Origin of the sequence: Labrys neptuniae, from assembly GCF_040797145.1 — a bacterium.
GTDB classification, from domain to species: domain Bacteria; phylum Pseudomonadota; class Alphaproteobacteria; order Rhizobiales; family Labraceae; genus Labrys; species Labrys neptuniae.
This window is the reverse complement of the sequence record NZ_JBFNQD010000002.1, coordinates 307,890-321,829: the sequence shown is the minus strand read 5'-3', so window position 1 is coordinate 321,829 and position 13,940 is coordinate 307,890. Positions and strand designations below refer to the sequence as shown.

Genomic DNA, 13,940 nt, shown 5'->3' with positions numbered 1-13,940 from the left:
GGGCCTCAGGCCTGGTGGGTGATCCTGCCGTCGCAGATCGTCGCGACGGCGCGCAGCGTCGCCAGTTCGGCTGCGGGCGTGGCCTCGATATCGCCGGAAAGGACGACGATGTCGGCGAGATAGCCGGGCTTGAGCCGGCCCTTGCGGTCCTCCATGAACTCGACATAGGCTCCCTCGCTGGTATAGGCAGCGAGCGTTTCGGCCAGGCTCAGGCGCTGGTCCGGCATGCCCTCCTTCCAGGGCCGGCGGGTCATCGCATCCTGGATGCAGCTCAGCGGCGACAGCGGCGAGACCGGCCAGTCCGTGGCGAAGACGATGCGGGCGCCGGCATCCTTCAGGCTCCGCCAGGCGAAGGCGAGTGGCCAGCGCGCCTCGCCGATACGGGTGAGATAGGGCTCCAGGGGCAGGCCCGCCGAACCCGGCGGATGGGTCGGCTGCATCGAGGCCACCGCGCCGAGCTCGGCAAAGCGCCCGACATCGTCGGCGTGGACGACCTCGACATGCTCGATGCGATGCCGGCTGTCACGCGGCCCGTTGGCCTTACGGGCAGCCTCGTAGCCATCGAGCACGATGCGCACGGCACCGTCGCCGATGGCATGCACGGCGACCTGCAGGCCGAGCCTGTCGGCCTCGACGGCGACCTTGGCGAAATGCTCGCGCGTGAACAGGGGATCGCCCTTCCAGCCCGGCTCGTCGGCATAGTCGTCCACCATCACGGCCGTGCCGGATTCGGTGACGCCGTCGACGAAGACCTTGACGAAGTCGCAGCGCAGCCTGTCGCTGTCGAAACGCCGGCGCCAGTCCGCCGCCTTGGCCTCGATCATATCAAGATCCATGAAATTCTTCATGTGGAAGGGCATGCGCACGCGTACCGGCAAGCCATGCTCGCGCTCGATCTCCGCCAGGATCTCGAGCTGGTAAAGATTGCCGTCCATGGCCTGCACGCTGGTGAGGCCAAGCTCGGCGCAATAAGCGAGGCCCCTGCGGATCAGCGCGAGATCCGAAGCCCGCTCCTCGGGCGTGACATGGTCGGGATCCCCACCCGTGCCGATGCCGAGATGGTCGCGTCCGCCAGTGACGCCCATCTCGGCAACAGGATCGATGGCATTGGTTTCCTTGAGCTCGCCTGTGGCCAGGCCGTCCTCGCCCATGACGATCTCGTTGCCCACGCCGACGTCGCGCCCTTCGAGGATGCCGGCCGCCTTCAGTGCGGCCGTGTTGGCCCAGGCGGTGTGGCGGTCGGGCGCGAGCATCATGAAGGGCCGGTCCGGCAGGATGGCGTCGAGATGATGGCGAGTGACCTTCTCGGTCTCGGACAGGATGGTGTAGTCGGCCGACAGGCCGACGAGCAGGCCGAGGTCGGGATTGGCGGCCGCATAATCGGTGACGGCCTGCTTGAGGGCTTCGAAGCCCTTCACCCCGAACAGGGAAAGCTGGGTCAGGGAGACCGAGCCGCCGAAGATGTGCATATGGGCTTCGTTGAGCCCGGGCAACACGGTGCCGCCGCCGGCATCGATGCGCCTCGTGCCGTCCCCCGCCAGGGCCAGGATTTCGCTGTCGCTGCCGACGGCGAGCAGAAGGTTGCCTGCAACCGCCAGGGCCTGGGCCCGCGGCCGCGCCTCATCCATGGTGAGAATGCGGGCATTGTGGATGATGAGATCGGCCTGCGGCATGTGTGCCCCCGGAATGCTGCCTTTAAAGTTTGGCGCGCAACAGAGCCTATTCCGGCAGGCCGGGCAAGCCGGAGAGAGGCCGCCCGCCTGCCGCGTTTTGGCGCATGCCTCCCCTGCACGCATCGGGACGCAGGATGGTTGAGCGCCCTGGCCGATCCCTTTATTGGTAAGAGCATTCGCGCCGCTTTTCCGCATCGGCTGCCCGTTGTTTTTCCTCCATTGCGAAACGAACATCGTTTGACCGACAGATCTTTTGAGAAGCCGTTGCGGCCTTCCGCCGATGCCGAGGTCCTGCATCCGCCGCCGGGAGAGCCGCTGATCGACGTCGAGGAGGGCCCCGAGCTCGATGGGGCAAGCCTGGCGGCCCGTATCCTGCTCGGTGTCAGCCTGGTGCTGATCGCCGCCAATCTCAGGGCGGTCTTCTCGAGCCTGTCGACGGTGCTGCCGGAGATCGTGCGCGACGCCAGCCTCAACGCATTCTGGTCCAGCGTGCTGACCACGCTGCCGGTGGTCTGCCTCGGGGTCTTCTCCTTCCCGGCTCCCAACCTGGCGCGGCGCTTCTCGGCCGAGCGCGTCATCCTGGCCTGCATGCTGGTGATCGCGCTGGGCACCGGCCTGCGTGGATTTGGAAACGCTCCTTTCCTATTTCTCGGCTCCTTCCTGGCCGGCGCCGGCATCGCCATGATCAACGTGCTGTTGCCCGGGCTGGTCAAGCGCGATTTCCCCAACCAGATCGCCCTGATGACGGGTCTCTACACCATGGCCCTGTGCGGCAGCGCCGCCGCCGCGGCCGCCTTCACCGTGCCGCTCGAAAAGGCGCTGCCGGGCGGCTGGCCTGCCGCCCTGGCACTATGGGGCGTGCCGGCGCTAGTGGCCGCCCTGATCTGGGCGCCGCAGGCCCTCAAGGCCGGCCATGACCATGCTGCCGCCAAGCCGGCGGTCAAGGGACTGTTCCGCGACAGGCTCGCCTGGAAGGTCACGCTGTTCATGGGCCTGCAATCGGCCATGGCCTATATCGTCTTCGGCTGGATGGCACCGATGCTGCGCGACCGCGGCATGGAAGGCACCAGCGCGGGCCTCCTGGTGTCGGGCTCCGTGGTGGTGCAGATGCTGGCCAGCCTGGCGACACCGCCCTTGGCCATGCGCGGGCGCGACCAGCGCCTGGTCTGCCTTGTCCTGCTCGCCTGCGGCGCCGTCGGTTTCGCCGGCTGCTACTGGCTGCCTCTGTCGCTCACCTGGATCGGCGCCATTTTCTGCGGCATCGGCCAGGGCGGCCTGATCGCCGTGGCGATGACGCTGATCATCCTGCGCTCGCCCGATGCGCATGTCGCCGCCCGCCTGTCCGGCATGGCGCAGGGCTTCGGCTATATCATCGCCGGCTTCGGCCCGCTGCTGGCCGGGCTGCTGCGCGGCATCACCGGCAGCTTCGCCGCGCCGACATTGCTGTTCATCGCCTGCGCGGCCGTGGCGGCCTGGAGTGCGCTGGAAGCCGGGCAGGACAAGGTGGTGCAGGTGAAGGCCGAGTGAGGACCTGTTCCCTTCTCCCCTTGCGGGTGTCGTCAACTCTCTCGAGTTGACTAGAGGTCCCGGCAGGGGGATGAGGGGTGTTGGCGCATCCCCGGCAAAGGTCACGTTTATCCCCTCATCCGCCCCTTCGGGGCACCTTCTCCCGCAAGGGGAGAAGGTTGTCGCGCTCAAGCCTGCCCGCCCGCGATCAAGCCCGACAGCGGCCGGTTCTGGCGTTCGACCTGGGCCTTCAGCGCCTCCAGCGGCATCGCCTCGTCCTTGGCGAATTCGATGAACATCAGATTGAGATTGTTGAAGAACATCTCGCCGGCCGCCGCCGCATCGACATCGGCACGCACGGCGCCGTTTGCCTGCAGCCTCAGCACCAGGCTGGAGACCTGGCCTGAAAGCCGCCGGTCGAGCTCGGTATAGCGCCGGCTGAACGGGCTGTCCGGCTGCTGGATCGACAGCGCCATGGCGACCCGCCACATCTCCTTGGACAGATAGACCAGGGAATGGTCGTAATATTGCTCGATCAGCGCCTGCAGGGCCGCCGCAACGGTCGGCGGCGGATTGGCCACGATCCGGCGGCCTGCCTCCAGCACCTCCTCCACCTCCATGGTGACCGCGGCAAGCAGGATGTCGCCCTTGTTCTGGTAGTAGTTGTAGAGCGTGCCGACCGAGACCTCGGCGCGTTCGGCGATGTCTTCGATCCGCGCACTGTCATAGCCCGCGTCCCGGAACAGGCTGGTGGCCGCCTCGAGGATGCGCCGGTTCCTGTCCGCCTTCTGCTTTGCGCGTAACCCCGCCATGTCACCTCTCTCGGTCGCATTCCCTGAACGTATTCTAAAATTGATATTGACTTAAAAAATGAACTCACTCAATTTCTTTATCAGAGCACCATCAAGACGTGCCGCCAGCCAGAGGTAAACCATGACATCGCCCGCAAGCCGCGCGCCCGCGCGCCGTCTCCTCCTCGCCACCATCCTTGCCGGCGTGGCCGGCCTTTCCGCCACCGCATCCGCCCATGCCGCCGACGAGCTCAATGCCCTGGTCTGGTGCGACCACACCGACCCGGCCCTGATCGAGCCCTTCGAGAAGGCCAACAATGCCAAGGTCAACCTCAAGACCTATGAAGGTACGGGGGCGGGCCTTTCCATCATCGCCCAGTCCCGGCCGGGCGACTGGGACGTGCTGGTGATCGATGCCATTGACGTCAAGCGCGCCGTCGACCAGAACCTCCTCGCCGAGATGCCGGCCGATGCCCTGCCGCTCGCCGATACTTTCCCGGAAGTGCGCATGGAGGCGCAGAACAGCAAGGACGGCAAGATCTACGCCGCCACCGAGAAGTTCGGCTACAACACCATCTCCTACGACAAGACCAAGGTCGACCCGAAGGACATGAAGGACCTGTCGGTAATGTGGTCCGACAAGTACAAAGGCCGCATCGCCATCTATGACTATTACCTGCCGGTGATGGGCCTGGTTCAGGTCGGCCTCGGCAAGAAGACGGCCGAGCTCTCGGACGCTGACCTGCCGGCCATCCAGGAAAGGCTCGCCGCCATGAAGAAGGTCTCCAAGCAGGTCAGCGAGGTCACCGCCTCGCAGACGGCGCTGGCCACCGGCGAAGTCGACATCCTGGTCGGTGGCGGCGAATGGATCACCGCCGCGCTCGCGGCCGAAAAGCCCAATCTCGACTGGACCGTGCCGGACCAGGGCGCCGTGCGCTGGGCCCAGTCGATCGGGGTGATGAAGGATGCCGCCCACAAGGACCTCGCCCTGAAATTCGTGCAGTACATCCTCAGTCCGGAAGGCCAGGCGCGTCTCGCCACCTCCTCCTGCTACTGGGCGATGCCCGCCAACAGACAAGCCGGCGAGCATCTGACCGACGCCCAGAAGGCGGCTCTGCGCTGGAACGACCAGGCCGGCTATCTCGCCAAGGCCCAGCTCTATCCCGCGCCCAATGCCGAGCTCGACAAGAAGATGCAGGACGCCTGGACCGACATGATGCAGCAGTGAATTCTTTCCGGGTGCGCGGACGTCTCGTCCGCTCTTCCTACCCGCGAGCATAGCGCTTCCAAGAGCGGACGAGACGTCCGCGCACCCGGGATAAGGGATCGACCATGACCGCATCCAGCCTCGAAGCGGCCGAGCGCCGCAAGGCCTGGGGCTTCGTCCTGCCGGCGCTCGGCTGGACGCTGGCCTTCTTCGTCGTTCCCTTCGGCTTCATGGCGGCGATGAGCCTATGGTCGCTGCAGGGCGGTCAGATCATCCAGAGCTGGGATCTGAACAACTACCTCGCCTTCTTCCAGAAGGAGTCCCTGCTCAAGGGCCTGGTCAATTCGCTGGAGATCACGGCGATGGTGACCGTGCTCTCCGTGCTGCTGGCCTATCCCCTCGCCTGGATCATCGCCGAGCGCGTGCCCAAACGCTATCAGCGCCTCGCCCTCATCCTGGCCGTGCTGCCGTTCTGGACCTCCTATGTGGTGCGGTCCTATGCCTGGCTGCTGGTGCTCTCCAAGGCCGGCGTCATCAACCAGGCCCTGTTGGGGCTCGGCGTGATCGCCGAGCCGCTCGATCTCGCCTCGACGCGCACCGCCACCGTGATCGGCTTCGTGCATTTCTTCGTGATGCTGCTGACGCTGACCATCTACGCCAATCTGATCCAGCTCTCTCCGAACTACCGTCGGGCGGCGGCCGATCTCGGCGCCAACGGCCTGCAGACCTTCTGGCACGTGGTGCTGCCCCTCACTCTGCCCGGCATCATGACGGGGGCCTTCCTTACCTTCGTGCTCTGCATCGGCGACTATGTCACCCCGCAGATCCTCGGCGGCAACAATGAATTGGTGCTGCCGCAGATCATCATGCTCCAACTCGGGCGACGGGCCGACCTGCCGATGGCCGCCGCCCTGTCGATCGTGCTGATGGCGGTGGTGACGCTGGCCTATCTCGCCTGTGCGCGCTGGCTGAAGATCGAGAGGGCCTGAGCATGCCGCGCAAGACCCTCGCCGACATTCTCAGCAGCCTCTATGCGGTCGCGATCTTCGGCTTCATCTTCCTGCCGGTGGCGGTGCTGGTGCTGTTCTCCTTCCAGGACGGCCGCCTGCCGGTACCGCCCTTCAATGGCGCCTCGCTGCAATGGTACCGGGCGGTGTTCGCCGACGGCAAGCTGATGGGCGCCATGCTCAATTCGCTCCTGGTGGGCGTCGGCTCCTCGCTCGTTGCCTGCCTGCTCGGCTTCCTCGCCGCCTATGCGCTGGCGCGCTACAGGCTGCCGGGCTCGGCGCTGCAGCGCGGCCTTTTGATCGCGCCGATGACGGTGAGCTACCTCATCATCGCGCTCGGCCTGCTGACGGTGCTGAACGCCCTGCATCTGCCGCTCTCGCTGTGGACGGTGAGCATCGGCCATGTGGTGATCAATTTGCCGCTGTGCTTTGCCATCATCTATTCCTCGATGGGCGACCACCACATCAATATCGAGCGGGCGGCCCGCGACCTCGGCGCCAGCGATCTCAAGGTGATGGCACTGGTCACCGCGCCGATGCTCATGCCCTCGATCCTGGCCGCCTTCTTCCTGTCCGTCACCTTCAGCTGGGACGAGTTCATCATCGCCTTCCTGCTCTCGCGCTTCGACGTCACTTTGCCCGTCGAGATCTGGAACCTGCTGCGCTCGGGCCTCAATCCCAAGACCAACGCCATCGGCTCGCTGGTCTTCCTCATCTCGATCCTGGTGCTGGTCGTCGTCGAACTCGCCGTCTTCGGAAGGGCCAAGAAATCATGAAAGACCCGAAATCATGACCGCCTCGGTTTCCGTCCGCAACGCCAGCAAGACCTTCGGCGCCTTCACCGCCCTCGACGATGTCAGCCTCGAGATCGCGGCCGGCGAGTTCATCGTGCTGCTCGGCCCCTCCGGCTGCGGCAAGACCACGCTGCTCTCGATCCTGGGCGGCTTCCTGACGCCAAGTTCGGGGCAGGTGCTGATCGGCGGCAAGGACATGACCGACGTGCCGCCGGCGCGGCGGCCGACCACCACCATGTTCCAGGACTATGCGCTCTTCCCGCATATGCGCTTGATCGACAATGTCGGCTTCGGGCTGCGCATGCGCGGCATGGGCCGGGCGGAGCGCGACGAGAAGGCGCTCGGCTATCTCGCCCTGGTCGGCCTCGACAAGGCTGCCGCCAAGAAGCCGCATGAATTGTCGGGCGGCCAGCGCCAGCGCGTCGCCCTCGCCCGGGCTCTCGCCGTCGACCCTGACGTGCTGCTGCTCGACGAGCCGCTCGGGGCGCTCGACCTCAAGCTGCGCCGCCAGATGCAGGACGAATTGAAGGCGATCCAGAAGCGGGTGGGCACCACCTTCGTGCATGTCACCCACGACCAGGAGGAGGCGATGGCGATCGCCGACCGCATCGTGGTGATGAATTCAGGCCATATCGAGGATGTCGGCCCGCCCGCCACGGTCTATATGCGGCCGCGCTCGCTGTTCTCGGCCGGCTTCATGGGCGAGGCCAATTTCATTCCCGGCGAGGTCGCCGATCTCTCAGGCGATCATATCAGCATCGACACCGCCCTCGGCAGTATCGTGCTACCCAGCGCCGGCTTCACCGCGGGCGAGCCCCGCAGGAAAAGCGCGGTGACGCTGTGCATCCGGCCCGAGCATTTCCGGCCGACGGCGGGCGAGCAGGGGCCGACGGTCTCGCTGGGCGAGGCCAGGGTCACGGGCGGGGCCTTCTTCGGCACGCATTACCGCTGCCACCTCCAGCCTGCCGCCGGGCCGGCCCTGGTGGCGCATCTGCCGCAATCGGCAAGCCTCGCCGAAGGCCAGTCCCTGGCGCTTGCGGTCAAGCCCGATGATGTGGTGATCTTGTAGCACCTTGTCATCCCGCGCGCGGTGCAGCATGCAATGCTGCGCCGCAGATGCGGGACCGCGAGAAGGTTATGCTCTATCGTCTTGCGGTCCCGGATCTGCGCGGCGGCACTTCGCGCCGCAGCGCGTCCCCGCTACTATTCGCCTAGGCGAATAGTAGCTGAGGATGACCCAGAAGAGAAAACGCCCGATGCAGCGGATCAGCGCCGACAAATGGTATGAAGTGCGTCGCCTCGCCGACGACGTCACGGCCATCGGCGAGCCCTATATCCAGGAATTCTATCGCTGCAACATCTGGCATGTCCGTGGGCGCGATCGCGACATGCTGGTCGATAGCGGCATGGGCGTGGTCTCCCTGCGCGAGTGGGTGCCTGTGGTCACCGAGCGCGACCTGATCGCGGTGGCCAGCCACACCCATTTCGACCATATCGGCTGCCATCACGAGTTCGAATGCCGCGCGGTGCATGCCGCCGAGGCCGATCTCCTCGCCAACCCGACCCGGCAGAACACCCTGGCCGATCCCTATGTCACCGACGAGATCTTCGACGCCCTGCCGCCGGAGCCCTATTGCTCGGCCTGCTATGCCGTGAAGCGGGCGCCCGCCACCCGAATTCTGCAAGACGGCGACGTCATCGATCTCGGCGACCGCGTCTTCGAGGTCATCCACACGCCGGGCCATTCGCCGGGCGGCATCGCGCTATGGGAGGCGCGCACGGCCACGCTGTTCTCCGGCGACATCCTCTATGACGGGCCGCTGATCGAGGACACCTACCACGCCAATGCGCAGGACTATGTCGCCTCGATGGAACGGCTGCTGCGCCTGCCCGTCCGCATCGTGCATGGCGGGCATTTTCCAAGCTTCGACGGGGCACGCTACCGCCAGCTCATCCGCGCCTGGCTCGAAGGCAAGGGCAGGACTGCGCCGCCGGCCCGACGCTTCAGGCCACCCGCAGGATTCGGCCCGGGAAATCGGTGAACACACCGGCAACGCCCAAAGCGAACAGCTCCCGCGCCCGCTCGGCGGTGTTGACCGTATAGGACAACAGCGGGCGCCCCGTCGCCTTATAGGCGGCGATGCTCTCGGACGTCTCTTGCTCATGGTCGAAATTGATGGAGGCGGCGGCCACCCTGTCGGCGATATCGGCCCAATCGGCCGGCCGCTCCCAGATCAGATAGCCGCGCGGCAGATGCGGGGCGAGATCCCGGGCCGCTTCCAGGCTTTCGACCGAGAAGGACGAGAGAACCAGCGGCGCCCCGATCGGTCCAAAGGCATCGATCGTCTTCAAGGCGACCTCCGCAGTCCGGACATCGGTGCCGGGCGAGGGCTTGATCTCGACATTGAGGCCAAGCTGCAGCTCCTTGCACAGCGCAAGCACGGAAGTCAGGTCGGGAATGCGCTCACCGGTGAAAGGGCGGCCGAAGGGGGCACCGGCGTCGAGGGCCTGGAGTTCCCGCCAGGTAAGATCGATGACCGGGCCACGACCGGTGGTGGTGCGTTCCAGCGTATCGTCATGAATGACGACGGGCACCTCGTCCCTGCTGAGCTGCACGTCGATCTCGACCATGGCAACGCCGAAGGCTGCGGCGCAGCGGATCGATTCGAGCGTGTTCTCAGGCGCATGCGCGGCAGCGCCGCGATGCCCGATGACACGGGGTAGGGTGAGGGGCATCGCCGGTCTCCAGAAGCGGATCGAAAGGATCACAAGCTCCATGGCCCGAAGTGCTGCCAATGGCAAGATCACGAACCCGGCTGCCCCCACTTCTTCACGCGAGGACAGGCCGGTTCATGCGCGCTGTCCCCGCATCCGGATGGAAGCGGGGACGCAGTTTTGTTTTTTGCAGATTTTCCGTGAGACGGTGCTTCAGACCGATCTCGGATCGGCTGGGTTTACCCCCCGGAAAACGCCAGCCTGAAATCTTTGGTCATGAGACGATTGAATGAACTGTAGCGACACCAGTTTTTGGTTCTCGGCCCGGCTCGCTATGTTGAACCGCCACGAAAAGCCTATGCTTCCTTGGGACGTCAGGCTCGTGAGGCGGTTCGGAAGGGAGGCTCAGCCGGTTATTCGCTGGGCAGGCCGAGTGCGGCCGCAACGCGACGCAGATGGGCGGGGCTGGCATTGTTGCCCAGTTCGAGGTCTTCTATCTCATCGACCGTGAGACCGCAGGTGACCGCGAGGTCTTCCCTGCTGTATCCCTTGGCCTCGCGGGCCTGCCTGAAGAGGTCCGTACCGACGGGCACCGAGGACGTGCAGGTCTGGGCAAGGGTATGATCGCTTCCGGTATGGGACATGTAAATCCTCCTTGTTGAGAACCGGGGAAATGGATTTGCTATTTGTCTCCCGTCCTGGATGGTGAAGGCGGCACAACATGCCTTCCAATTAACGATTTGCCAAGTATCGGCCTGCGCGACATGTGCATTGCGAGCACACAACTGCGCGAGGGACTACTTAAGTTACTGTTTCAGCTTTGCAATATCGATCAAACGCCGGAAAAGGCCTCGGGAGAACAGCCCTTTCCTTAGGTATTGCCTTTGATCAGTCTTGGTTGGATCAGGAGCGAATCAGGCTTTTTGACCGGCAGCAGGATTATGCCCCGCCTGCCATGGTTGCCCGGCGCGGATACTGACAGCTCATGCCCGCGAGATCAAGCCATCGTTTGCCCGCGCTGCCGTCGCCTCGGTGTGTTGCGGTTCGATGCCGTCACGTGAAATTACAAAAACCTTTCGAAACAAAGCGTTAGCGAGCGAAGCATCAGGCATGCGCGCGCCTTGCCCGGGTACTGAGATAGCGACGAATGGGAACATCGTAGCAGTAATGCGCCAGCAAGCTGGCGATGATCGCGACGACCGCAACGATGGGAGCCTCGACATAGAAATTCTGCGCCCCGAAGAAGGAACGATACAGGCCGTTGACCCAGCAGAAGATTGGGAAATGCAGACAATAGAGCGGGTAGGATACAGTGCCTGCCGCCGAACAGAATGAGGCAAGCCCACCCGAGCATTGGACCCTGGCGCCCACGGCGACCAGGGCGGGCGAAAGCAGCGCCACCCAGGTGAGCTGCACGACCCGCGGCAGTTCCGTCGGCCAGAAGAACAGGACGGCCATCGCGCCGGCCAGCAGCCAGAATGTCACGGTCCATCCCCGCCACGCCGGCAACCTGTCTCGCATCTGGTAGAGCACGACGCCGATGAAGAACGAGGCGCCGACACGCGGAAAACCGGAGAGGAACGTATTGGGGGTATCCCCGCCCAGACCGGTGACCATCAGGATGCACAGGCAGGCCAAGGCAAGGGCGGCCGCCACCTTCTCCAGATTGGTGTGTCGCAGGCGCCACCACACCAGATTCGCGGTGAGCTCCAGCAGGATGGTGTATTGCGGCGCGTTCAGCGGGAAGAAGCTGGGGCCCCCGATCTCGGCGGGAGCGCTGAAATTCGGCAGGCTGAAGGTGGAGAGCATCAGCGCATTCAGCAATTCGGCATAGGGCACCGGTGCGCGCTCGAAAGCGCCGCGAGCGACCAGATAGCTGGCGCTGATGGCAAGGGCGAGCACCGTCAGCGGCAACAGGCGCAGCAGGCGGACGCGCAGAAATTCGAAACTGTCCATCGTACGGGCCTGGCCCATATAGGCGTAGGACAGCACATAACCGCTGAGGCAGAAGAACAGGTCGACCGCCAGATAGCTGTTTCTCGCGACCCACGGCACGGCCAGCCAGCTGCCGAGATGGATCAGCATCACGCAGAATGCAGCAAAGCCGCGCAAACCATCGAGCAGCAGGAAATGCGGTTTGGCAGCCTGATTGCCGGGGAACATGGAATGACGCTGCATCCTGACCTCGTCCTGTCCAGAACAATACGCGCTTGCGCCTGGACGCCTATTTGTTCCAACTCTTTGTTTCCACGCGTCTTTACGATGCGAGGTGCCTTCCGAGGCTCAAGAAGCATCCGCCCTGCCGGCAACGGCCGCAGAACTATGTAATGGCCCCGGCGCGACACCTGATCGCCGCCGGCTGCACCCGCCTCATCAGCCGGCCTCACTGCAGCCCGGCATTTCGTCCGCACCGCAATTTCATCATGACGCAGAGGAACATTTGCACATGAGCTCATAAATTGCAACATGTCTCGCTATCTGTAAAATAACAAGCTTATATCGAATTGTCATTTTTCCTGTTCATATAAAAAGTAAATTCAAATCATCGAGAACAATATTCAATACACGTCGAAGGTTTCTTGTTTTCTTGGGGAAGGGCGCACGAAAATTTACTCAAGCTCACGGGCGTGCAACGTAGGCGTACCTGCAGGACGTTTGCTCCAGGGAAGGAGATCTTCGTTCCATCCCGTATCCTGCCAACAAGTAGTGCTGCCCCGGTTCCGCAACATAGGCGATAGTAATGCCTTCACCTCGCACGGAAGCACCGGCCCTGACGGGTTGGGAAGATGCCAGCAGGCCCCGCTTCCCGCTTCACCGGATCCGATGAAGCAGGCCTTTGAGATCACGTCACATTCGCCAAGAACCGGCGCCGGTCTTCCGGTACGATGATCTAGAAGTAACGGGCGAGATTGCGGCGGATGCGCTCCAGCGGATTCTCTGCCCCGGGTGGGATTTCGAAGGCTTGCCCGATTATCGTCTCATAGGCCTGAATATAGACCTTCGAGGTTTCGGCGATCAGCTCGGCGGGGATGGCGGGAATCGCTTCCTTATAGGGATCGCAGCGCGCGGCCACCCAGTTGCGCACGAAATCCTTGTCGAAGCTTTCGGGCTTCTCGCCGGCGGCGAAGCGGGCGGGATAGCTGGCGCCAAACCAGTATCGGCTGGAATCGGGCGTATGAATTTCATCCGCCAGGATGATGCGCCCCTCGCCGTCGGTGCCGAACTCATACTTCGTGTCGGCCAGGATCAGACCCTTCTCCTGCGCCAGGGCCTGGCCGCGGGCGAACAGCGCCAGGGCATAACCGGAGACTTCCTCCCATTGCCGCGGGCTGAGCAGGCCCTTGGCGATGATTTCATTGGCGGAAAGCGGCTCGTCATGCCCCCCGTCGAAAGCCTTGCTCGTGGGTGTGATGATCGCCTGCGGCAAGGCCTGGTTGTCGCGCAGTCCGTCGGGAAAACGCGCGCCATACATTTCGCGCTGGCCCTGCTTGTAGAGCGTGAGGATGGAAGTCCCCGTCGTGCCGGCAAGATAGCCGCGCACCACGATCTCAACCGGCAGGATGGTCAATCTCTGCCCGACCACGACATTGGGATCGGGATAGTCGAGCACATGGTTCGGGCAGATGTCGCCGGTATGCTCGAACCAGTAGCGGGCGGTCTGCGTCAGCACCTGCCCCTTGCCGGGGATGCTGGCGATCGCCCGGTCGAAGGCGCTCAGGCGGTCCGTGGCGATGATGATGCGGCGCCCATCGGCAAGATCATAGTTCTCCCTGACCTTGCCACGATAGTAATTCGGCAGTTCCGGGATGAAGGCATCTTGCAGGGCGGCAATATCTGGCATGGCGAAACCGTGTCGAGGCATGGGAAAATCGCTTATGGCACGGCCGGCCCGTCATGTCACACCCGACGGCCGCCTCGCCCGGGAAGGCACCAGGCTATTCCAGCCCGCGATTCCGGGCGGTGATTCCAGGGTTCAACTCGCCCCGGAGTTCTGCTATTATAGGTGGCAACGGATCATGGGGAACCGGATCCGTTTCGATGACTGAGCCCATAGACTCAGCCAAGGACAGGTCAAACCAGTCCATGAGGCCTCGGGCCTATCGAACGCCGGATGACTAGGCGCGACTTTGGCGGCTTCAGAGCAAACCGCCCCTTCCCTCCCTCTCCCCTGCCATCCCCGCATTCGCCTGGCTTGCCCGGATCAACGGTCCGTTCCCATGCCGGCGGTTCCTGCTCGTGCCGTCTGG

At 64.1% G+C, this 13,940-nt stretch carries 12 protein-coding genes; 6 read left to right on the top strand and 6 right to left on the bottom strand.

Going from position 1 to position 13,940, the window contains the following annotated elements; translation table 11 throughout:
• Positions 1 to 5: 5 nt before the first annotated feature.
• Positions 6 to 1,673 carry an amidohydrolase gene (locus tag ABXS05_RS08800; protein ID WP_367623627.1) on the bottom strand — a complete coding sequence of 556 codons (1,668 nt, stop codon included), beginning with the start codon at positions 1,671 to 1,673 and terminating at the stop codon, positions 6 to 8.
• A 264-nt stretch (positions 1,674 to 1,937) separates the two neighbouring features.
• On the opposite strand from ABXS05_RS08800, the gene ABXS05_RS08795 reads away from it, so the two are divergent.
• On the top strand, positions 1,938 to 3,200 hold the full coding sequence (locus ABXS05_RS08795) for a CynX/NimT family MFS transporter (protein WP_367623626.1): 1,263 nt from the start codon (positions 1,938 to 1,940) through the stop codon (positions 3,198 to 3,200).
• A gap of 167 nt (positions 3,201 to 3,367) precedes the next feature.
• On the opposite strand, the gene ABXS05_RS08790 is transcribed toward ABXS05_RS08795, so the two are convergent.
• Positions 3,368 to 3,991, bottom strand: coding sequence for a TetR/AcrR family transcriptional regulator (locus ABXS05_RS08790; protein ID WP_311934188.1), 624 nt, complete (start codon positions 3,989 to 3,991; stop codon positions 3,368 to 3,370).
• A gap of 121 nt (positions 3,992 to 4,112) precedes the next feature.
• On the opposite strand from ABXS05_RS08790, the gene ABXS05_RS08785 reads away from it, so the two are divergent.
• The 5 genes from ABXS05_RS08785 (at position 4,113) to ABXS05_RS08765 (ending at position 9,020) form a co-directional block, all read left to right on the top strand.
• Positions 4,113 to 5,198, top strand: coding sequence for a polyamine ABC transporter substrate-binding protein (locus ABXS05_RS08785; RefSeq protein ID WP_367623625.1), 1,086 nt, complete (start codon positions 4,113 to 4,115; stop codon positions 5,196 to 5,198).
• Between the two features lie 104 nt (positions 5,199 to 5,302).
• A complete protein-coding gene (locus ABXS05_RS08780) occupies positions 5,303 to 6,166 on the top strand; it encodes an ABC transporter permease (protein WP_311934186.1) in 864 nt (287 codons plus the stop codon).
• 2 nt (positions 6,167 to 6,168) lie between these two features.
• A complete protein-coding gene (locus tag ABXS05_RS08775; RefSeq protein WP_367623624.1) occupies positions 6,169 to 6,960 on the top strand; it encodes an ABC transporter permease in 792 nt (263 codons plus the stop codon).
• 13 nt (positions 6,961 to 6,973) lie between these two features.
• The gene (locus ABXS05_RS08770; protein ID WP_367623623.1) at positions 6,974 to 8,047 is read left to right on the top strand and encodes an ABC transporter ATP-binding protein; all 1,074 of its coding nucleotides are present in this window, start codon (positions 6,974 to 6,976) and stop codon (positions 8,045 to 8,047) included.
• A gap of 187 nt (positions 8,048 to 8,234) precedes the next feature.
• Complete coding sequence (locus ABXS05_RS08765) at positions 8,235 to 9,020, top strand: MBL fold metallo-hydrolase (protein WP_367623622.1); 786 nt, start codon at positions 8,235 to 8,237, stop codon at positions 9,018 to 9,020.
• On the opposite strand, the gene ABXS05_RS08760 is transcribed toward ABXS05_RS08765, so the two are convergent.
• The 4 genes from ABXS05_RS08760 to ABXS05_RS08745 form a co-directional block, all read right to left on the bottom strand.
• Complete coding sequence (locus tag ABXS05_RS08760) at positions 8,983 to 9,714, bottom strand: glycerophosphoryl diester phosphodiesterase (RefSeq protein WP_367623621.1); 732 nt, start codon at positions 9,712 to 9,714, stop codon at positions 8,983 to 8,985. The genes ABXS05_RS08765 and ABXS05_RS08760 overlap by 38 nt on opposite strands.
• 392 nt (positions 9,715 to 10,106) lie before the next feature.
• Positions 10,107 to 10,337 carry a helix-turn-helix domain-containing protein gene (locus tag ABXS05_RS08755; RefSeq protein ID WP_156771368.1) on the bottom strand — a complete coding sequence of 77 codons (231 nt, stop codon included), beginning with the start codon at positions 10,335 to 10,337 and terminating at the stop codon, positions 10,107 to 10,109.
• A 460-nt stretch (positions 10,338 to 10,797) separates the two neighbouring features.
• Positions 10,798 to 11,871: an acyltransferase family protein gene (locus ABXS05_RS08750; protein ID WP_367623620.1), complete on the bottom strand. Its 1,074-nt coding sequence runs from the start codon at positions 11,869 to 11,871 to the stop codon at positions 10,798 to 10,800.
• A gap of 712 nt (positions 11,872 to 12,583) precedes the next feature.
• Positions 12,584 to 13,534, bottom strand: a complete 951-nt coding sequence (locus ABXS05_RS08745) for a phosphoribosylaminoimidazolesuccinocarboxamide synthase (RefSeq protein ID WP_367623619.1) — start codon at positions 13,532 to 13,534, stop codon at positions 12,584 to 12,586.
• Positions 13,535 to 13,940 lie beyond the last annotated feature (406 nt).

Bases quoted from the DNA above. Each gene is read 5' to 3' on its own strand.
- ABXS05_RS08775 (WP_367623624.1), top strand. From the start codon at position 6,169: ATGCCGCGCAAGACCCTCGCCGACATTCTCAGCAGCCTCTATGCGGTC.
- ABXS05_RS08755 (WP_156771368.1), bottom strand. From the start codon at position 10,337: ATGTCCCATACCGGAAGCGATCATACCCTTGCCCAGACCTGCACGTCC.
- ABXS05_RS08790 (WP_311934188.1), bottom strand. From the start codon at position 3,991: ATGGCGGGGTTACGCGCAAAGCAGAAGGCGGACAGGAACCGGCGCATC.
- ABXS05_RS08785 (WP_367623625.1), top strand. From the start codon at position 4,113: ATGACATCGCCCGCAAGCCGCGCGCCCGCGCGCCGTCTCCTCCTCGCC.
- ABXS05_RS08770 (WP_367623623.1), top strand. From the start codon at position 6,974: ATGACCGCCTCGGTTTCCGTCCGCAACGCCAGCAAGACCTTCGGCGCC.
- ABXS05_RS08760 (WP_367623621.1), bottom strand. From the start codon at position 9,714: ATGCCCCTCACCCTACCCCGTGTCATCGGGCATCGCGGCGCTGCCGCG.
- ABXS05_RS08780 (WP_311934186.1), top strand. From the start codon at position 5,303: ATGACCGCATCCAGCCTCGAAGCGGCCGAGCGCCGCAAGGCCTGGGGC.
- ABXS05_RS08745 (WP_367623619.1), bottom strand. From the start codon at position 13,534: ATGCCAGATATTGCCGCCCTGCAAGATGCCTTCATCCCGGAACTGCCG.
- ABXS05_RS08800 (WP_367623627.1), bottom strand. From the start codon at position 1,673: ATGCCGCAGGCCGATCTCATCATCCACAATGCCCGCATTCTCACCATG.
- ABXS05_RS08750 (WP_367623620.1), bottom strand. From the start codon at position 11,871: ATGCAGCGTCATTCCATGTTCCCCGGCAATCAGGCTGCCAAACCGCAT.
- ABXS05_RS08765 (WP_367623622.1), top strand. From the start codon at position 8,235: ATGCAGCGGATCAGCGCCGACAAATGGTATGAAGTGCGTCGCCTCGCC.